Origin of the sequence: Variovorax sp. E3 (assembly GCF_016082275.1) — a bacterium.
Classification (GTDB): Bacteria; Pseudomonadota; Gammaproteobacteria; order Burkholderiales; family Burkholderiaceae_C; genus Variovorax.
This window is the reverse complement of the sequence record NZ_MOWM01000096.1, coordinates 1-19040: the sequence shown is the minus strand read 5'-3', so window position 1 is coordinate 19040 and position 19040 is coordinate 1. Positions and strand designations below refer to the sequence as shown.

General features: G+C 69.2%; 18 protein-coding genes and 3 pseudogenes. 7 read left to right on the top strand and 14 right to left on the bottom strand.

Features of this window, described 5'->3' with window-relative positions:
• Positions 1–99 precede the first annotated feature (99 nt).
• Genes BMG07_RS26665 through BMG07_RS26655 form a run of 3 tightly spaced genes read right to left on the bottom strand, consistent with a single transcriptional unit; the run spans position 100 to position 3289 of the window.
• Positions 100–1092, bottom strand: a complete 993-nt coding sequence (locus BMG07_RS26665) for a tripartite tricarboxylate transporter substrate-binding protein (protein WP_198087067.1) — start codon at positions 1090–1092, stop codon at positions 100–102.
• A 38-nt stretch (positions 1093–1130) separates the two neighbouring features.
• Entirely contained in the window at positions 1131–2345 is a 1215-nt protein-coding gene (locus BMG07_RS26660) for a CaiB/BaiF CoA-transferase family protein (RefSeq protein ID WP_198087066.1), read from the bottom strand.
• Positions 2342–3289: a hydroxymethylglutaryl-CoA lyase gene (locus BMG07_RS26655; protein WP_198087065.1), complete on the bottom strand. Its 948-nt coding sequence runs from the start codon at positions 3287–3289 to the stop codon at positions 2342–2344. Before BMG07_RS26655 ends, BMG07_RS26660 begins: the two co-directional genes overlap by 4 nt.
• 106 nt (positions 3290–3395) lie before the next feature.
• Between BMG07_RS26655 and BMG07_RS26650 the strand changes: the two genes are divergently transcribed.
• From BMG07_RS26650 to BMG07_RS26640, 3 genes and pseudogenes are all read left to right on the top strand, one after another.
• Positions 3396–4298 (top strand): LysR family transcriptional regulator, encoded by a 903-nt coding sequence (locus tag BMG07_RS26650; RefSeq protein ID WP_198087064.1) that lies wholly within the window; start codon positions 3396–3398, stop codon positions 4296–4298.
• A 147-nt stretch (positions 4299–4445) separates the two neighbouring features.
• Positions 4446–5338, top strand: a pseudogene (locus tag BMG07_RS26645) (MBL fold metallo-hydrolase); the annotation flags it as partial.
• A 28-nt stretch (positions 5339–5366) separates the two neighbouring features.
• Entirely contained in the window at positions 5367–6077 is a 711-nt protein-coding gene (locus BMG07_RS26640) for a DsbA family protein (RefSeq protein WP_198087071.1), read from the top strand.
• 14 nt (positions 6078–6091) lie between these two features.
• On the opposite strand, the gene BMG07_RS26635 is transcribed toward BMG07_RS26640, so the two are convergent.
• The 9 genes and pseudogenes from BMG07_RS26635 to BMG07_RS45050 all read right to left on the bottom strand — a co-directional run bounded on the left by BMG07_RS26635 (position 6092) and on the right by BMG07_RS45050 (position 13806).
• Positions 6092–6796 carry an ABC transporter ATP-binding protein gene (locus BMG07_RS26635; protein WP_198087063.1) on the bottom strand — a complete coding sequence of 235 codons (705 nt, stop codon included), beginning with the start codon at positions 6794–6796 and terminating at the stop codon, positions 6092–6094.
• Positions 6789–6902 carry a hypothetical protein gene (locus BMG07_RS42840; protein WP_269759405.1) on the bottom strand — a complete coding sequence of 38 codons (114 nt, stop codon included), beginning with the start codon at positions 6900–6902 and terminating at the stop codon, positions 6789–6791. Before BMG07_RS42840 ends, BMG07_RS26635 begins: the two co-directional genes overlap by 8 nt.
• A 177-nt stretch (positions 6903–7079) precedes the next feature.
• A pseudogene (locus BMG07_RS42835) lies at positions 7080–7474 on the bottom strand (ATP-binding cassette domain-containing protein); the annotation flags it as partial.
• A 71-nt stretch (positions 7475–7545) separates the two neighbouring features.
• Positions 7546–8571, bottom strand: a complete 1026-nt coding sequence (locus tag BMG07_RS26625) for a branched-chain amino acid ABC transporter permease (RefSeq protein ID WP_198087062.1) — start codon at positions 8569–8571, stop codon at positions 7546–7548.
• Entirely contained in the window at positions 8572–9444 is an 873-nt protein-coding gene (locus BMG07_RS26620; protein ID WP_198087061.1) for a branched-chain amino acid ABC transporter permease, read from the bottom strand. It abuts the gene before it with no gap.
• Between the two features lie 140 nt (positions 9445–9584).
• Positions 9585–10760 carry an ABC transporter substrate-binding protein gene (locus tag BMG07_RS26615; protein WP_198087060.1) on the bottom strand — a complete coding sequence of 392 codons (1176 nt, stop codon included), beginning with the start codon at positions 10758–10760 and terminating at the stop codon, positions 9585–9587.
• 151 nt (positions 10761–10911) lie between these two features.
• The gene (locus BMG07_RS26610; protein WP_198087059.1) at positions 10912–11898 is read right to left on the bottom strand and encodes a PDR/VanB family oxidoreductase; all 987 of its coding nucleotides are present in this window, start codon (positions 11896–11898) and stop codon (positions 10912–10914) included.
• Between the two features lie 26 nt (positions 11899–11924).
• On the bottom strand, positions 11925–12704 hold the full coding sequence (locus BMG07_RS26605; RefSeq protein ID WP_198087058.1) for a GntR family transcriptional regulator: 780 nt from the start codon (positions 12702–12704) through the stop codon (positions 11925–11927).
• Positions 12701–13806, bottom strand: a pseudogene (locus BMG07_RS45050) (Rieske 2Fe-2S domain-containing protein). Before BMG07_RS45050 ends, BMG07_RS26605 begins: the two are co-directional and overlap by 4 nt.
• 148 nt (positions 13807–13954) lie before the next feature.
• On the opposite strand from BMG07_RS45050, the gene BMG07_RS26595 reads away from it, so the two are divergent.
• From BMG07_RS26595 to BMG07_RS26585, 3 genes are all read left to right on the top strand, one after another.
• On the top strand, positions 13955–15076 hold the full coding sequence (locus tag BMG07_RS26595; protein WP_198087057.1) for a 5-methyltetrahydropteroyltriglutamate--homocysteine S-methyltransferase: 1122 nt from the start codon (positions 13955–13957) through the stop codon (positions 15074–15076).
• 36 nt (positions 15077–15112) lie between these two features.
• The gene (locus tag BMG07_RS26590) at positions 15113–15778 is read left to right on the top strand and encodes a glutathione S-transferase family protein (protein WP_198087056.1); all 666 of its coding nucleotides are present in this window, start codon (positions 15113–15115) and stop codon (positions 15776–15778) included.
• A gap of 69 nt (positions 15779–15847) precedes the next feature.
• Positions 15848–17173, top strand: coding sequence for a phospholipase D-like domain-containing protein (locus BMG07_RS26585; RefSeq protein WP_307867075.1), 1326 nt, complete (start codon positions 15848–15850; stop codon positions 17171–17173).
• Here the strand turns inward: BMG07_RS26585 and BMG07_RS42820 are convergent.
• Together BMG07_RS42820 and BMG07_RS26580 are read right to left on the bottom strand one after the other, a co-directional pair.
• A complete protein-coding gene (locus BMG07_RS42820) occupies positions 17151–17390 on the bottom strand; it encodes a hypothetical protein (RefSeq protein WP_269759403.1) in 240 nt (79 codons plus the stop codon). The two genes, BMG07_RS26585 and BMG07_RS42820, sit on opposite strands and share 23 nt — an antisense overlap.
• On the bottom strand, positions 17324–17857 hold the full coding sequence (locus BMG07_RS26580) for a TetR/AcrR family transcriptional regulator (RefSeq protein ID WP_269759402.1): 534 nt from the start codon (positions 17855–17857) through the stop codon (positions 17324–17326). The genes BMG07_RS42820 and BMG07_RS26580 overlap by 67 nt, the downstream gene beginning before the upstream one ends.
• A gap of 99 nt (positions 17858–17956) precedes the next feature.
• Between BMG07_RS26580 and BMG07_RS26575 the strand changes: the two genes are divergently transcribed.
• Positions 17957–18967 carry an HlyD family efflux transporter periplasmic adaptor subunit gene (locus BMG07_RS26575; protein WP_198087054.1) on the top strand — a complete coding sequence of 337 codons (1011 nt, stop codon included), beginning with the start codon at positions 17957–17959 and terminating at the stop codon, positions 18965–18967.
• Positions 18968–19040: the final 73 nt, after the last annotated feature.

Sequence of the window (19040 nt, the reverse complement as noted above, 5' to 3'; positions counted from 1 at the left end):
CGGGGTGGGGGCACGACGGCCTTCATGGATACGCGGCGCCTGATCGAAGGCCAGCCCCCATCCCCGCCTTCCCCCGGAAGGGGAACGAGCAAGACAGGGTCACTCCAGCGTCACGTTCGCCTTCTTCACCAGCGCCGCATACCTCGCCGCCTCGCTGCGGAAGTAGCTCGCCGCCTGCTCCGGCGTCGTCGGCCTGATGACGTTGCCCTGCTTGTCCATCGCCTCGCGCACCTCCGCGCTGGTGAAGGCCGCGGCCACCGCGTCGTGCACGCGCCGCACTTCGGCCGCCTGCATCTTCGCCGGCCCGATCACCGCGAACCAGCCTTCGATCGCGTAGTTCGGCAGCCCCTGCTCCGCGATGGTCGGAATGTCCGGCGCAGCCGGCGAGCGCGTCGCGCCGCACAGGCCGATGGCGCGCAGCGCACCGCTCTTGATGTGCTGCTGCACCGCCGGCAGCGCGATCACGCCCATCTCGACCTGCCCGCCGATCATGTCGGTCATCATGGGCCCGGTGCCCTTGTACGGAATGTGCCGCGCCTTCACGCCGGCCTCATCCATGAACATCTCGTCGGCCAGGTGCAGGATGGTGCCGTTGCCCGACGACGCGTAGTTGTAGCCGCCGGGCTTGGCGCGCAGCAGCGCGATCAGCTCCTGCACGTTCTTCGCGGGCAGCTTGGGGTTGGCCACCAGCACCAGCGGCGTCGCGCCCACCACGCTGATGGGCGTGAAGTCGTTGAGGGCGTCGAAGGGCATCTTCTTGAACACCGCCGGATTGATGACGTGGTTGTTCGACACCATGCCCAGCGTGAGCCCGTCGGCCGCGGCCTTGGCGATGGCCGCCGCGCCGGTGATGCCGCCCGCGCCCGGCAGGTTCTCGATCACCACCGGCTGGCCGAAGGCCTTGCCCAGCGCGGGCGCCGCCGCGCGCACGATGGTGTCCACGCCCGAGCCCGCGCTGATCGGCAGGATGAAGCGAATGGGTTTGTCGGAGCCCTGCGCGAGCGCGGGGCAGGCCGCCACGGCGGCGGCGCAGGCGCCCAGGCCCAGCACCGCGCGGCGATTCATCGTCAGGGGGAAGGTCTTGTCGGTCATGGCTTTGTCTCTCTTTATGGTTTTGAAAATCGCGTCGTTCAGGCCACCGCCGAATCGGCGTGCAGCGCATCGACCTGCTCGCGCGCATAGCCCAGTTCGGCCAGCAGCTCGCGCGTGTGTTCGCCGAGCGTCGGCGGGTGCAGCCGCACGCCCAGGCGGTCGCCGCCCAGCGTGATCGGGAACAGCGTGGTCTGCGCCATTTCCCCGGCCCGCTCGCCGTCGGGCAGGCGAATGTCCACGAGCCCGCCCGTGGCCTTGAGGTGCGGGTCTTCGTACAGGTCTTCGGGCCGTGTGATCGGCGCGAACGGCAAGCCCTTCGCCTCGAAGATCGCCGACAGTTCCGTCGCCGAACGGCCGGCCAGCCGCTCGCGCAGGTCGGCCAGCAGCGTGGGCCGCAGGCGCACGCGGTCGTTGTTCGTGGCCAGCGCCGGGTCGGCCTTCAGGTCGTCGAAGCCGAGCGCGTCGCAGAAGGTCTTCCACTGCGCGTCGCTCACCGCGGCCAGGAAGATCTGCTCGCCGTCCTTCACGGTGAACACGTCGTACAGCGCCCAGGCCGAGATGCGGTCGGGCATCGGCGCCGCCGCCTGCCCCGTGATGGCGTACTGCAGCATGTGCTGGCCGACCAGGAACACGTTGTTCTCGAACAGCGCCGACTGCACCTCCTGCCCCTTGCCCGTTTCGGCGCGCTGCATCAGTGCGGCGATGGCACCGATGGCGCCGAACATGCCGCCCATGATGTCGTTCACGCTGGTGCCCGCGCGCAGCGGGTCACCGGGGCGGCCGGTCATGTAGGCCAGCCCGCCCATCATCTGCACCACCTCGTCCAGCGCCGTGCGGTGCTCGTAGGGGCCGGGCAGAAAACCGGTGTGGTTCACGTACACGAGGCGCGGGTTGAGCTTGCCGAGCGCGGCGTAGCCCAGGCCGTACTTGTCCATGGTGCCGGGCTTGAAGTTCTGCGCCACCACGTCGGCCGTGGCGCACAGGCGCAGCGCGGCCTCCAGCCCCTGGGGGTGCCGCAGGTCGAGCGCGATGCTCTTCTTGTTGCGGTTGAACATGGGGAAAAAGCCCGCGCCCGCGCCCAGCAGGTGGCGCGTGCGGTCGCCCTCGATGGGTTCGACCTTGATGACTTCCGCGCCCAGGTCCGCGAGCACCATGCCGCAGGTCGGGCCCATGACCATGTGGGTGAACTCGACCACGCGAATGCCGGCGAGCGGCAGGCGCTTCTTGTCGTCGGTGGTGGTGTGGGCGCTCATGCCGCGACTTCCTCTGCCGCAGCGAACGTCTTGGGAAAGCCCGCGCGCCACACCGTGCCCTGCAAGGTCTCGCCCTCGAGCCAGCCCGCCACGCGGCGGCGCAGGTCGAGCAGCCTGGGCAGGTCGACACCGGTCGCCACGCCCATGCTCTGGAGCATGAACAGCAGGTCTTCGGTGTCGACGTTGCCGCTGGCGCCGGGCGCGTGCGGGCAGCCGCCGATGCCGGCCAGGCACGCGTCGAAACGCGTGATGCCGACCTCCAGTGCCGCATACGCATTCGCCAGCCCCATGCCGCGCGTGTCGTGGAAATGGCCGCACCACAGCCGGTCGCCCGCGATGCGCAGCGCGCGCTCGAACAGGCTGCGCACCATCGCCGGATCGGCATAGCCGACGGTATCGGCCAGGCTCACGCGGTCGGCGCCCGCGTCGAGCAGCGCCTGCATCAGCCGCAGCACTTCGTCGGGCTCGACACGGCCTTGCAAGGTGCAGCCGAAGGCCGTGCCCACGCCGCCGTCGATCAGCGTCTTCGAGCCCGCCGCGTCGCGCGCCGCGCGGATGCGGCCGACCTCGGCCACCACCTCGTCGGGCGTCTTGCGCAGGTTGGCCAGGCTGTGCGCGTGGCTGGCCGAGAGCGGCACGATCATCAGGTCGGCCTCGCCGGCAATGGCGCGCTCGGCGCCCTTGAGGTTGGGCACCAGCACCGAGGCAAAAAGCCCCGGCAACGTCTTGGCATAGGCCAGCAGCTCGGCCGTGTCGGCCAGTTGCGGCAGCAGGTGCGCGGGCACGAACGAGCCGACCTCGATCTCGCGCTGGCCGGCCGCGTGCGCGTCGCGGATCCATTCGCGCTTGCGCTCGGTGGACAGCACGCGGGCAATGCTCTGGAGGCCGTCGCGCAGGCCCACTTCGCGAACGACCGCGCGGGGCGGCAGGAAGGCGTGAATCAAGATCTTTGTCTCCGTCGTGAGGGTATGAGGCGGATGTTAGAAGTTCCGATTCGGTCCTGAAGGTATATTTTGGAAGCCATTTGCTTCCAAATCGGAACACCAAAAAATGCGAGACCTCGACCTCACCACCCTTCGCCTGTTCGTCTCCGTCTGCGAAACGCACAGCATCGCGCGCGCCGGCGAGCAGGCCAGCATCGTCGGCTCAGCCATCAGCAAGCGGCTGGCGCAGCTCGAAGAGGCGGTGGGCACGCCCCTGCTGCTGCGCAAGCGGCGCGGCGTGGTGCCGACGCCCGCCGGCGAAACCCTGCTGGAGCACGCGCGCGCCATGCTCGGCAGCGTGAACCGCATCGAGCGCGACATGGCGGCCTACGCGGGCGGGGCGCGCGGGCACGTGCGCATCCTGGCCTCGGCCTCGGTCATGGCCGAGTCGCTGGCCGAAGACGTGGCGGGCTTTCTGCAAGACCCGGCACACCGCAACATCCGCGTCGATATGGAAGAGCGCGTGAGCCCGGAGATCGTGCGCGGCATTCGCGAGGGCATTGCCTCCATCGGCCTGTGCTGGGACGCGGCCGACCTCGACGGCCTGCAGCGGCGCAGCTACCGCGCCGACCACCTGGCGATCGTGGCGCACCCCTCGCACCCGGTGGCGCGGCACGAGCAGGTGCGCTTCGAGCAGGTGCTCGACCATGAATTCGTCGGCATGCCCGCGCTGAGCGCCGTGCAGCTGATGCTGGCGCGCGAAGCGGCGGTGGCGGGCAAGCCGCTGGTGCACCGGGTGCTGGTGTCGAACTTCGACGCCGCGCTGCGCGTGGTGCGCGCCGGGCTGGCCATCAGCGTGGTGCCGGCCGAGGTGGCGCGGCCCTTCACCGACGCCTACGGCCTGCGGCTGATGCCGCTGACCGACGCCTGGGCGCGGCGCCGATTCGCGATCTGCTTCCGGGACGAGGCCACGCTGTCGCCCTCGGCGCAATTACTGGTCGCGCACCTGGAGCGATGCGCCACCGACTGACCGAGCGCCCCGCGAGCACCCCGCCACCTGCACGAAAACAGAAACTATCCGTTGTGCCGAAACGGGTTTTTATTTCGTTTCGCGCAACCTAATATTCAGGTCATACCGCGCTGTCACACCGTCGCCAACCTCCTGAAAGACCACACCATGTTCCGCCGCGCCCTCCTCTCCGCCGCCGCCCTCGCCGCCACCCTGAGCCTCGCCCCGCTGGCCGCGCAAGCCGCCCAGCCGCTCAAGCTCGAGGTCTACAACCCGGGCACCCAATCGATGTTCCCGGTGTCGTCCGAGATCGTCACCGGCCAGACCGACGCCGTGCTGATCGACGCGCAGTTCCAGCGCAACGACGCCGAGGCGCTGGTGCAGAAGATCAAGGCCACGGGCAAGAAGCTCACCACGGTCTACATCAGCCACAGCGACCCCGACTACTACTTCGGCCTCGACGTGATCCAGGCGGCCTTCCCCGACGCGAAGATCGTCGCCACGCCGCAGACCGTGGCCGCCATCCAGGCCTCGAGGACGGCAAGCTGGCCTACTGGGGCCCGATCCTCAAGGACAACGCGCCCAAGGCGGTGGTCGTGCCCGAGGCGCTGGCCGGCGACAGCCTCGCGCTCGAAGGCCGCAAGATCCAGGTCGTGGGCCTGGACGGCCCCGCGCCCGCGCGCACCTTCGCGTGGATCCCGTCGCTGAAGGCGGTGGTCGGCGGCATCCCGGTGTCGGCCAACATCCACGTGTGGGTGGCCGACACGCAAACGCCCGCGTCGCGCCGCGAGTGGCTCCAGACGCTGGACCGCATCACGGCCCTGCACCCGAAGACCGTGGTGCCCGGCCACTACCTGCCCAACGCCAACGGCTCGGCCCCGCACACCCTGGCCTCGGTGAAGTTCACGCGCGACTACCTCAAGGCCTTCGAGACCGAAGCCGCCAAGGCCAAGGACTCGGCCGCGCTCATCGCCGCGATGAAGACGCGCTACCCGAAGCTGGAAGACACCTCGTCGCTGGAGCTGAGCGCCAAGGTCATCAAGGGAGAAATGAAATGGCCGCAGTGAACAACGAAGCACCGCCACCACCCTGCACTACATCTTCGACCCGCTGTGCGGCTGGTGCTACGCCGCCGCGCCGCTGGTCGACGCGGCGCGCCACGTGCCGGGCCTGCGGGTCGCGTTCCACGGCGGCGGCATGATGACCGGCGCCAACCGCCGCGCGATCACGCCGCAGTGGCGCGACTACGTGATGCCGCACGACCGCCGCATCGCCGAGATGACGGGCCAGCCTTTCGGCCAGAACTACTTCGAGGGGCTGCTGCGCGACACCGGCGCGGTGATGGACTCCGAGCCGCCGACCACCGCCGTGCTCGCGGCCGAATCGCTGCGCGAGGGCGGCGGATTGGACATGGCCCATCGCCTGCAGCAGGCGCACTACGTCGAAGGCCGGCGCATTGCCGACGTCGACGTGCTGAAGGCGCTGGCGGCGGAACTCGGCTTCGACGGCGAGGCCTTCGCTTCGGCATTCACGCGCCTGTCGGGCGAAGCGACGGCGCAGCACATCGCGCAGAGCCGCCAGTTGCTGCAACGCGCGGGCGGCCAGGGCTTTCCGACTTTCGTGCTGACGCAGGCCGACGGCCGCTCGGGCCGCATCGACATCGGCCCGTGGCTGGGCCGCGCGGACGACTGGAAGGCGCAGCTTGCAGCGCTGGTCGCGTCCTCGCAGCCCGCGACCACCGACGCAGCCGCCACGCCGGCGACGCCGTCGGTGTGCGGCCCCGACGGCTGCGCGATCTGAACTGAAAGCGCCCGTCAGCGCGCCACGCCCAGCAGCCGGTCGAGCACCTGCGGCTGCGTGCGCAGCGCGGCGGCCGAGTCGGTGTGCACGATGGTGCCGTGGTCCAGCACCACCGCCTCGTCGGAAATCGCGAGGATCGCCTGCGGGTGCTGCTCCACGATGATCGCGGCCAGGCCTTCGTCCTGCGTGATGCGGCGGATGGCGCGCAGCAGCTCCTCCACGATGATGGGCGCGAGCCCCTCGAGCGGCTCGTCGAGCAGCAGCAGCTTGGGGTTGAGCACCAGCGCGCGGCCCACGGCCAACATCTGCTGCTCGCCGCCCGAGAGCTGCGTGCCCAGGTTGCTCTTGCGCTCGGCCAGGCGCGGGAACATCTCGTAGACGCGCTGCGGGTTCCACTTGCCTTGCCGTTCCACGGCCGTGAGGTTCTCGTGCACCGTGAGCGACTTGAAGATGTTGCGCTCCTGCGGCACCCAGCCGATGCCGGCCGCCGCGCGCTGGTGCGGCGCCAGCTTGTGCAGCGCCTGCCCGCCCAGCGTGATGCTGCCGCCGTGCTGGCGCGTGGCGCCCGCGAGCGTGTTGATCAGCGTGGTCTTGCCCGTGCCGTTGCGGCCCAGCAGCGCCAGCGTCTGGCCCTCGCTGAGCGCGAACGCCACGTCGTGCAGCACCACGGCCTCGCCGTAGCCGGCACTCAGGTTTTCAATGCGCAGCAGCTCAGACATGGGCGGCTTCTCCGTGGCCCAGGTAGACCTCTTTCACCTTCGGATCGTTGGCGATGGTTTCGGGGTCGCCCTCGGTCAGCAGCGTGCCGTTGACCAGCACGGTCATGCGGTCGGCGAAGCTGAACACCAGGTCCATGTCGTGCTCGATGAGCAGCACCGACACATCGGCCGGCAATGCGGCCACGGTCTGCAGCAGCTCTTCGCGCTCGCCGGCGGGCACGCCGGCCACGGGCTCGTCGAGCAGCAGCACGCGCGGCTCGCAGGCCAGCGCGATCGCGATCTCGAGCAGGCGGCGCTTGCCGTAGGCCAGGTGCTTCACCTGCTGCTGTGCCACGTCGCTCAGGTGGAACTGCTCGAGCAGTTGCGTCGCGCGTTCCGCGATCGCCTTGCTCGACCCCAGCGGACGCCACCATTGCGCGCCGACGCCTGGTGTTGCGACACCACGAGCGCCAGCGTTTCGAGCGGCGTCATCGAGTCGAACAGCTGGTTGATCTGGAAGGTGCGCACCAGGCCGCGCGCCACGCGCTTGTGCGGCGCGAGCGTGGTGATGTCTTCGCCCAGCAGCGTGATGCGGCCTTCGGTCGGCGTGAGCACGCCCGTGAGCTGGTTGATGAGCGTGGTCTTGCCCGCGCCGTTGGGGCCGATCAGCGCATGGCGTGCGCCGCGCTTGAGCTCCATCGTCACGTTGTTGGTGGCCGTGATGCCGCCGAAGCGCATCACGAGGCCGTGGGTCGAGAGCACGGTGTCGGTCATGCCGCACCGCCTGTCTTCTTCTTGGCGGCCGCACTGCCGCCGCCGAACCACGTCCACGGCTTGAGCAGGCGCTCGCGCCCCGTGAGCACCATCAGCACCAGGATCAGGCCGATCCAGAACATCCAGTACTGCGGCGTCACGGCGGACAGCCAGGTCTGCAGCAGCTTGAACACGATGGCGCCCGCCACGCCGCCGTAGAGCCAGCCCACGCCGCCGATGACCAGCATCAGCAGCACGTCGGCCGAGCGGTCGAAGGCCAGCACGTCGAGCGAGGCAAAGCCCGTGGTCTGCGCCAGCAGCGCACCCGCCGCGCCCGCAATGCCGGCCGCGATGGTGTAGATGACCGCGAGGCGCGAGACCACCGGAATGCCGATGGCCATGGCCCGCAGCCGGTTGTCGCGAATGGCCTTGAGGGTGGCGCCGAACGGCGAATGCACCAGCCGGCGCATCAGCAGGAACAGCACCAGCATCACGGCCAGCGAATACCAGGCGGCCGTGCGGCCGTACAGGTCGAAGTCGAACAGGCCGAGCACCGGGCCCATCACCACGCCCTGCAGGCCGTCGGCGCCGCCGGTCAGCCAGTCGAGCTTGTTGGCCAACTCGAGCAGCAGCAGCGCCGTGCCCAGCGTGACCATCAAGCGCGTGAGGTCGCTGCCGCGCAAGATCGTCACGCTGGCCACGAGGCCGAGCACGGCCGACAGCACGGTCGCAACCACGAGGCCCACGGTCGGGTCGGGCATGACGAGCTTGGCGAACAGCGCCGCCGCGTACGCGCCGAAGCCGAAGAAGGCCGCGTGGCCCAGCGACACGATGCCGGTGTAGCCCAGGATCAGGTCGAGCGACATCGCGAACAGCGCGACGATGGCGATCTCGTTGACCAGCAGCGAGTGCGAAGGCATGACCAGCGGCAGCGCGAAGGCCACGGCCCAGACCACGAACTCCAGCGGGCGCCAGCGCGCCTTGCGCAGCAGGGCCGACTGGAACTCGGCGGCGGTGTCGCCGGAAGCGGAAGGCGTGCGCATTCAGCGGCCCCCCTTGCGCGTGAACAGCCCTTGCGGCCGCCACATCAGGATCATGATCATCAGCAGGTAGACGGTGAACGCCCCCATCTTCGGAATGAAGTACTTGCCCGCCACGTCGGCAATGCCGAGCAGCAGCGCGGCCGCCAGCGGCCCGGTGATCGACGAGGTGCCGCCGACCGAGACCACGATCAGAAAATAGATCATGTACTTGAGCGGGAACGTCGGGTCGAGCCCGAGAATTTCGGCGCCCAGCGCGCCGCCCAGCCCCGCGAGCCCCGAGCCCACCGCAAAGGTCAACAGGAACACGATGTTCACGTTGATGCCCAGCCCCGCCGCCACGCGCGGGTCGTCGACCGCGGCGCGCAGCCGGCTGCCGAAGCGGGTCTTCGAAAGAATGAGCTGCAGCACCACGGTCAGCACGGCGCACACGCCGATGATGAACAGGCGGTAGTGCCCCATGCCCAGCAGCAGCGCGCCGTCGCCGATCTCGGTGCGCCCGCGCAGCCATTCGGGCAGTTGCACGTTCTGCTGCGACGAGCCCACGAAGTAGTCGATGGCGGCCACGGCCATGAAGGCCAGGCCGATGGAAAACAGCACCTGGTCCAGGTGCGACTTGCCGTACATCGGCCGGTAGAGCGTGCGTTCGAGCAAGGCCCCGGCCAGCGCGACGACGATGAAAGCCAGCGGCAGGCAGGCCAGGAACGGCAGGCCGAGCTTCTGCATCGCGAACACGGTGAGGTATCCGCCGGCCATGGCGAAGGCGCCGTGCGCGAGGTTGATGAAATTCATCAGCCCGAGCGTCACGGCAAGCCCCACGGCGAGCACGAAAAGCAGCATGCCGTAGGCGATGCCGTCGAAAAGAATGGTGAGCATGTCAGCTATTTATCAGCGTGCGACGCAACGCGGCCTGGTCGGGAAACACCGAGGAACCGGCTTTGCCGGGCCTCAGGTGTTGCCCCCGGTAGGGGGAAGGCGAAGCGACACGAAGTGCGCGCAGCCTGGGGGCGAGCCCTTTATTTTGCTTTGCCCGGATCCTTCACGCTCTTGATCACGTCGAACTCGACGTTGTACAGCTGGCCGTCCTTCTTCTCGACCTTGCGCAGGTACACGTCCTGCACGATGTCGCGCGTCTGCGCATCGATCAGCACCTGGCCGCGCGGGCTCTCGAAGACCTGGCCCTTCATGGCCGCCAGCAGCGCCTCGCCGCCGCCCTGGCCCTTGGTGGCCTTGAGCGCTTCGTAGATCACGCGCATGCCGTCATAGCCGCCCACGGCCATGAAGTTGGGGCGCATCTTGGGGTTGGCCTTCTCGAAGGCCTCGACGAACTTCTTGTTCATGGCCGAGGGGTGCGCGGCCGAGTAGTGGTGCGAAGTGACCACGCCCAGCGCGCCGTCGCCCATGTCGTTGAGTTGATCGTCGTCGGTCACGTCGCCGGTGGCGATCATCTTGATGCCGGCCTTGTCCATGCCGCGCTCCAGGAACTGCTTCATCACCGCCGCGCCCGCGCCCGAGGGCACGAACACGAACAGCGCGTCGGGCTTGGCGTCGCGCACCTTCTGCAGGAACGGCGCGAAGTCGGGGTTGCGCAGCGGCACGCGCAGCTTCTCGATGACCTTGCCGCCGTTGAGCTGGAAGCGCTCGCTGAAGAATTTCTCGGCGTCGTTGCCGGGGCCGTAGTCGGCCACCAGCGTGACCACCGTCTTCACGCCGTTCTTCGGCGCCCAGTCGCCCATGGCCACCGACACCTGCGGCAGCGTGAAGCTCGAACGGATGATGTAGGGCGAAGCCTCGGTGATGCTCGAGGTGGCCGCGGCCATCACGAGCTGGGGCGTCTTCGACTGGGTGGCGATGGGCGCCACGGCCAGGGCCAGGGGCGTCAGGCCGAAGCCGGCCAGCACGTTGACCTTGTCGTTCACCACCAGCTCTTGCGCCAGGCGCTTGGTGACGTCGGGCAGGCCGGTGTCGTCCTTGACGATCAGCTCGACCTTCTTGCCGGCCACGGTGTCGCCGTTCTGGGCCATGTACAGGCGCGCGGCGGCTTCGATCTGGCGGCCCGTGGAGGCCGACTGCCCCGTCATCGGAAGGATCAGGCCGATCTTGAACTTGTTGCTGTCCTGGGCATGGGCCAGCGACATTGAAAGCGCGAGCGCCGACAGGGCGGCGGTCTGGATGAGATGGCGTCTTTGCATGTTTTTTCCTTCAGGGACGGAACTCGAAACCGGGGCTATTTTCAACACTTTGCAACAAACGGCGGAGCAGGCAATCACCTACCCGGCCACCCTCGCGGGCCTTGTTGCGCGATCAATAAATGAACTGCGCGATCATCGCGCAAGCAGTCGGTCAGCTGTCGGCGCGGTAGGCGGAGTCGAGCGTGAGCGTACCCACCGCGCGTGACACACAGGCGCAGATGCGCGTGGTCGCCTGTTTTTCGTGCTCGCTGAGGAACACGTCGCGGTGGTCGATCTCGCCGTCGACGGCGATCACGTCCATGGCGCACAGGCCGCACTCGCCGCGCTTGCAGTCCGAGAGCGTCTGCACGCCGGCCGCGTCGAGCGCCTCGAGCAGCGTGCAGTCGGCCGGCACGGTGATGGCCAGGTCGTGGCGCGGAATGCGCACGGTGAACGGCTGCGTGGCCAGCCGGCCGCTGCTGCCGAAGGTCTCGAAGCGCAGGTCCGCGAGGGGGCGCCCGGCCGCGTGCCAGGCGCGCTTGACGGCCTCCAGCATCGGCACCGGGCCGCAGGTGTAGAGCTGGCCGCCGGGCGGCAGCGCGGCAATGGCGGCGGCGAAGTCGATGGGGGCCGAGCCCTCGTGCGCCCGGACGCCCTCGCCCAGCGCCTCGCGCAGTTGCGCCAGGTAGCCGAACTCGCCCGCGTGGCGCGCACCGTAGAGCATCGTCACCGGCACGCCGGCGCGCCTTGCATGCGCACCCAGCCGCTGCGCCATCAGCACCAGCGGCGTGATGCCGATGCCGCCCGCCACCAGCAGGTAGCCGGGGGCCGACAGGTCGAGCGGAAAGTGGTTCTGCGGCGCGCTGACCTGCAGCCGGTCGCCCTCGGCCAGCCGCCACATCGCGAGCGAGCCGCCACGGCCGTCGTCCAGCCGCTTGACGGCAATGCGCCAGCAGCGGCCGTCGCCCTCGCCGACCAGCGAATACGAGCGGGTCTGCACCTTGCGCTGTGCCGTCATCACCTGCACCTGCAGGTGGGCGCCGGGTTCGTGGGCGTCGGCGAATCCGCCCTCGGGGCGCAGCTCGAACTCGCGCACGGTGGGCGTGACGTCGCGCAGCGCGACGACCTGCGCCTGCATCCATTGAAGATCGCTTTTCATCGGGAATTTCTTGTCGTGAGGGAGGTTCAGCCGCGGCGGCGGATCAGCTGCACGCCCGGCAGCGGGCGCTGCTCGGCGGTCGGCGTGCCGTGCAGCGCGTCGCGCAGGTTGCGCCGCGCAATGCGGCTGTGCTCGCGCATCAGCGCCTCGGCGCGCGAGCCCTCGCCGGACTCGATGGCGTCGAGCACCTGCAGGTGCTGGTCCTGCGCAATCACGAGCATGTCGCGCGCGGCTGGCGAATTGGCCTGCACGATGACGAAGCCCGAGGGCGACGCGAACGGCAGGTTGACCACGCGCTCCAGCTGCTGTGCGATGACGGGGCTGCCCGCCATTTCGCACAGCAGCGCGTGAAAGCGCTCGTTGTGCGTCACGTAGCGCGAGAAGGCCGCGTCGTCGAGCGCGGGTTCGCGCAGCAGCTCGTCGATGCGCGTGAGGCAGGCGCGCGCTTCGCGCAGCACCACGGGCGCCGCGCCGCGCTCGGCCGCGAGCCGGGCCACCAGGCCTTCGAGCGTGCCGCGCAGCTCGATGGCATCGGCCACGTCGCGCTCGGAAAACGTGCGCACCGCATAGCCGCCGTTGGGCAGCGCTTCGAGCAGGCCTTCTTGCTCGAGCCGCATCAGCGCCGTGCGCACCGGCGTGCGCGACACGCCGAGCTGCTCGGAGATGGCCACCTCGGCAATGCGCGCGCCGCCGGGCAGGTCGCCCGCCAGGATCATTTCGCGCAGCCGCAGCTGCGCCTTCACGGCCTGCGAGCCGCCGCTGTCGCCGGGCTCGGCGGCGGCGCTGGACACGGGGGCGACTTTCATGCGGCCTGCTTGTCGGCGGGGCGGATCGCAATGGCCGCGCGCGCGGGCTTTTCCTTCTCGACCATGCGGTCGATCAGCCGGCGCGCCCACATCGAGCCGGCGTCGATGTTGAGGTTGTAGAACTGGTGGTCGGGGTGGTCGTCCATGGCTTTTTGCTGCGCCTCGAGCACCAGCTCGTCTTCGCGGAAGATGCCGGCCACGCCCTCGCGCAGCTCGTGCGTGAGGCGCTGCTCGCCGATGCAGTAGTTGCGCGAGAAGGCCCAGAAGTAGAGGCAGGTCTTGTCGGTCTCGGGCGTGATGGTGTTGAGCACGTAGCCGTTGCGCCCTTGCCGCGGTCGCCGGGGTTGCCGTCTTTCGGCACCGCGCCGCTGCCGGCCTCGGCCACGCCCACGTCGATGTTCACCGTGCAGGGCCCCTCGAAACGGATGATCTGCCAGCGGTCGACCTTGCCCGTGTAGCCGCGCGCATGGCGGATCTGGCCGCCCCAGAACGGCGGCGCGTCGATGTTCTCCATCCAGCGCGTGACGGTGGCCGAGCGGTCGCCGTGCGTGGCCACGAAGGGCGCCTCGGCCACTTCGCGGTTGCCGATGGACGAGCCGTGCACGAAGGTCTCGTGCGTCAGGTCCATGAGGTTGTCGACCACCAGGCGGTAGTCGCAGTTGACGCGGATCATCTTGCCGTCGCCGGCCCAGGCCGGGTCGTCGTTCCAGTGCATGTCGGGAATCAGCGCCGGGTCGGCCTTGGCCGGGTCGCCGGGCCAGATCCAGACGAAGCGGTGCTTTTCCACGGCCGGAAAGTTGCGCACGCAGGCCGAGGGGTTGAGCGTTTCCTGGCTCGGCATGTGGGTGCAGCGGCCCTGGCTGTTGTAGACCAGGCCGTGGTAGCCGCACACCAGCTCGTCGCCTTCGAGGCGGCCCAGCGACAGCGGCATCAGCCGGTGCCAGCAGGCGTCTTCGAGCACGGCCACCTGGCCGTCGGTGCGGCGGAACAGCACCACTTTCTGGTTGCAGATGGTGCGCGGCAGCAGCGCGTGACGCACTTCGACGTCGTAGGCGGCGGCATACCAGGCGTTCAGTGGAAAGGCGGTCGTGGGCGTTTTCATGAATACTCAATGTATACAGAAATAGGGAAATTTCCAGTAATACAAAGCGTTTTCAGGGTAAACACCGAGATATCTGTATACATATGATGTCGTTTTGAAGGCGATACGATGTTTCGCTCGTTCCCCCCCAATCACGACGGAGTCATCCATGTCACAGCACGCCGCCCTGCCTGCCCGCTACGACCACGTGGGCAGTTTCCTGCGTCCCAAATACCTGCTCGAAGCCCGCGAGCAGAAGGCCAAGGGCGAGATCACGCCCGAGCAGCTTCGCCTGGTCGAAGACAAGGCCATCACCGAGATCGTCCGCTTCCAGGAAGACATCGGCCTCAAGAGCATCACCGACGGCGAGTTCCGCCGCACGTATTTCCACATCGACTTTCTCGACCAGCTCGGCGGCGTGAAGACCGACATTCCAGTCACCATCCGCAAGCCCGACGGCACCGAGGAACTGGCCCCGCCCGCGATGCGCGTGATCGACAAGGTGCGCCACATCAAGGACATCCAGCTGGCCGACTTCCAGTACCTCAAGAGCCAGGTGTCGGCGGGCCGCACGCCCAAGGTGACGATCCCCTCGCCCACCATGCTGCACTTTCGCGGCGGCCGCGCCGGCATCAGCAAGGACGCCTACCCCGAGCTCGACCCCGCCTTCTACGACGACGTGGCCAAGGCCTACGGCGACGAGCTGCGCTCGCTCGCGGCCGCCGGCTGCACCTACGTGCAGATGGACGACACCAACCTGGCCTACCTGTGCGACGAGCACATGCGCGAAGCCGCCCGCAAGCGCGGCGACGACCCGAACGAGCTGCCCCACCGCTACGCCGCCTTCATCAACAAGGTGGTCGCGCAGAAGCCGCCGGGCATGCTGCTGGCCATGCACCTGTGCCGGGGCAACTTCAAGAGCACGCACGCGGCCGCCGGCAACTACGAGCCCGTGGCCGAGGCGCTGCTCAAGGAAATGGACCTGGACGCCTACTTCATGGAGTACGACGACGCGCGCTCGGGCGACTTCAAGCCGCTGCGCTACCTGCCCAAGGGCAAGACGGTGGTGCTGGGCCTGGTGACCACCAAGTTCGGCGAGATGGAAGACAAGGACGAACTCAAGCGCCGCATCGACGAAGCCGCCAAGTACGCCTCGCTCGACCAGCTCGCGCTGTCGCCGCAGTGCGGCTTTTCCAGCACGGTGCATGGCAACAACATCGCGGTGGAAGCGCAGCGCGCCAAGCTGCGCCTGGTGGTCGAGACGGCGCAGGAGGTCTGGGGCTCGACCTGATGCATTGAGGGGCGGTTTCTGGTGAAGTCGGAGCCCATGACGACTCACATCTACTCCGGTCCCCTCAGCATGTTCGGCGCCAAGGTCGAGATCGCGGCGCGCGAAAAGGGCATTGCCTTCGAACTGGTCATGGTGCCTTTCATCGAGGGCGATGCCTACGAGCCCAAGCACCCCGTGGTGCTGCGCGTGAACCCGGTCAAGCAGCAGGTGCCCGTGCTGACCGATGACCAGGTCGAACTGTTCGATTCCACGCAGATCTTCGAGTACCTCGAAGACCGCCACCCTACCCCCGCGCTGTGGCCGCGCGGCATTGCCGAGCGGGCCCGCGCGCGGCAGCTCGAGCAGAAGTCGGACGAGGTGTTCTTCCCCCAGGTCATCAAGCTCTTCGGCCTGCAGCACGACATGCACAGCGCCCCGGCCGTGGCGGCCTGCGCCGCCTGCGCGCGCTTCTACGGCGAGATGGAAGCCCTGCTGGCCGACCGCGACCACCTCGCGGGCCCCTACACCTTCGCGGACATCGCCTTCTACATGGCCTGCGTGTTCGCCGACCGCAAGGGCGCCGGCATGACCCGCGCCACGCCGCGCCTGCTGGCCTGGCGCCAGCGCGTGGGCGACCGGCCCGCCGTGCGCGCGGTGGTCGACCCGATGATGAAGTTCCTCGCCTCGCAAGGGCGCGGCGTGCCGGAGTTCCTGCAGCGCTGAGGCATCATCGGTCTCATGCCGAATACAAGGTTCGACTGGCTACCCTCCCCCTCCCAGCATTTCCTGGTCGTGACTTTCGCGCTGCTGGTCTATGTGCTGACCACGCGCGCGCGCCGCGAGCAACGCGCCCCCACCACGGCCATCGCGTGGGTCATGGGGCTGGTGCTCATGCCCTATTTCATCCTGCCGATGTACCTGCTGTTCGGCCAGCGCAAGCTGCGCCCGGCGGGCTCGCCCCGGCCGCCGCGCTCGGTGCCGCCGGGGCACTGGGCGGCCGACCTCATCGAGAGCTTCGGCCTGGCGCCGCCGGGGCGCTGCGCGATCCGCATGCACGCCGACGGCGAGGCCGCGCGCGAGGCGCTGTGGCAGGTGATCGACGGCGCGCGCGAGCGCATCGACGTGTGCACCTTCATCATCGGCGACGACCCGCTGGGCCATGCCGTGATCGAGCGGCTGGCCCAGCGCGCGCGCGAAGGCGTCAAGGTGCGGGTGCTGCTGGACGGCTTCGGCGCGCTGTCGCTGCCGCGCCATCACTTCGACCGGCTGCGCGCGGCGGGCGGCGAGGTGGCGGTGTTCCGCCCCTTCTTCAGCCTGCGCCGCATCGGGCCGCGCAACCTGCGCAACCACCGCAAGTTCACCATTGCCGACGACGCCTGGCTCTGGTCGGGCGGGCGCAACCTGGCGGGCGAATATTTCACCGGCAACGCCAAGCACCCCGAGGCCTGGCGCGACCTGTCGTTCGACCTGCGCGGCAGCGTGGCCGCGGCGGCGGCGCGCCAGTTCGATCACGACTGGAGTTCGGTGCGCCCGCGCAAGGCCCGCGCGATCACGGCCGACGACGTGCCCAACGGCCCCGGCACCGCCATGGCCCAGTTCCTGCCGAGCGGCCCCGACCAGACCGAAGACACCGCGCATGCGCTGCTGGTCGACGCGTGCTTTCGCGCGGAGCATCGCATCCTGGCGATCACGCCCTACTTCGTGCCCGGCGACGGTCTGCGCGACGCGCTGCGGCTGGCCGCGCGGCGCGGCGTGCAGGTGACCATCGCGATGCCCGCGCAGTCGAACCACCGGCTGGCCGACTTCGTGCGCGCCCGCGCCATGCGCGACCTGGCACGCGCGGGCGTGAGCTTCAGCATGCTGCCGTTCATGGCGCACGCCAAGGCCGTGGTGGTCGACGACGAGCTGGCCATGTGCGGCTCGATCAACCTCGACCTGCGCAGCCTGCTGCTGAACCACGAAGCGGCGGTGGTGTTCTACGGCACCGAGGAGATCGAGTGGCTCGCCGAGTGGATCGAGACCACCGCCTCGGCCGGCGACCCCTACCGCGCGCGGCGGCCGGGACTGGTGCGCGACGTGGCCGAGGGGCTGCTGCTCACCGTCGCCTTCCAGCTTTAGCGGGCACGGCGGGCCGAGTGGCCGGGGCAGCCGGGGCAGCCGGAGTAGGCCCGGCGCCCTTCGCGACCGCGTCGAGCCCCGCGAGCACATAGCGCATCAGGTCTTCGGCCAGCGCCTGCGTGTCCTTCAGCGCCGGCAGCACCTTGCTGCTCATGTCCTTCGGCGCCACCGTGAGCACCAGGCACGGCAGCACCGTGAGCAGCAGGCTGCGCTGCACCGAGGGGTGGTCGTCAGGCAGGCCCATGATCTCGCCGATGAGGCGCGCAGCAGCTTGGCCTTGGGCAGCACCGCCCGCTGGATCAGCACCGGCAGCGCGGACGACGGCGACAGCGCCTCGCGCAGCACCACCCGGAAGCCCCAGGGCGCCTTCGGCTGCGCGCTCATCTCCACCATGTGCGTGAGGAAGGCCTGCAGCTTCAGGCGCGGGTCGTTCGACACCTGCGACAGCGCCATCAGCTCGTCCAGGCTCACCAGCTGCTTGTGCGCCTCGATCAGCACCGCCTCGTAGAGGCCGTCGCGGCCGCCGAAGTGGTAGTTGATGGCGGCCATGTTGGTGCCGGCGCGGGTGCAGATTTCCTTGCTCGTGGTTTGCGCGAACCCTTGCGCCGCGAACAGCTGGCCCGCCGTCTCGAGGATGTGCAGGCGCGTGGTGTTGCCGTCGGGGCGCGGAGTGCGGGTTGCCATGCCCCGAGCTACCTCAAACCCGAAATCACTTCAAATTCAAATTTGAATTTGATACGATGACGCCGACTCCCGGACCGCAGCCTCGTCAGGACACACGCCATGAACAAGAAAGCCCTCATCGCCATTGCAGCCGTCGCCGTCATCGCGGCGGCGGGCGGCTGGTGGTACACGCACCGCAAGGCCGAGCCCTCCGACCAGCTCGTGCTGTACGGCAACGTCGACCTGCGGCAGGTGTCGCTGGCCTTCAACGCCAACGATCGCGTGGCCGAGCTCACGGTGCGCGAAGGCGACCGCGTGCATGCCGGGCAGGTGCTGGGCCGGTTGGACACCCGCTCGCTGGTGCTGCGCGTGGCGCAGTCGCAGGCGCGCATCGGCGTGCAGGAGCAGGCCCTGCTGCGGCTGAAGACCGGCAGCCGCCCCGAGGAAGTGGCGCAGTCCGAAGCGCAGGTGGCCGCCGCCCAGGCCGACGCCGACCTGGCGCAGCAGCAGCTCGCGCGGCTGCAGGCCATCGGCGCCACCACGGCCGGGCGCGCCGTGAGCCAGCAGGACCTGGACAGCGCGCAGGCCCGGCGCAAGGTGGCGCTGGCGCAGCTCGACAACGCGCGCAAGGCCCGGCAGCTGGTGGTCGCGGGCCCGCGCAAGGAAGACATCGGGCAGGCGCAGGCGCAGCTCGAGGCGGCCCGCGCCGAACTCGCGCTCATGAACCACCAGCTCACGGAGGCCGAGCTCAAGGCCCCCATCGACGCGGTCGTGCGCGCCCGCCTGCTCGAGCCCGGCGACATGGCCTCGCCGCAGCGCCCCGCGTTCACGCTCGCCATCACCGACCCCAAGTGGGTGCGCGCCTATGTGGCCGAGCCCGACCTCGGCCGCGTGCGCGCGGGGCAGGAAGCCCGTGTGAGCACCGACAGCCAGCCCGGCGAGGCCATCGCGGGCAAGGTCGGCTACATCTCGTCGGTGGCCGAGTTCACGCCCAAGACCGTGCAGACGGAAGAACTGCGCAGCAGCCTCGTCTACGAGATCCGCGTGATGGTCGACGACAAGCAAGATCGCCTGCGGCTGGGCATGCCGGCGACGGTGCGGCTGCAGCTGGCTTCGGCGGGCAAGCCTTGATGAAGCGACTCTCTCTGTCTTGCGCCTTCCCCCTTTGGGGGAAGGTTGGGATGGGGGCGGGCAGAGCGTCCGA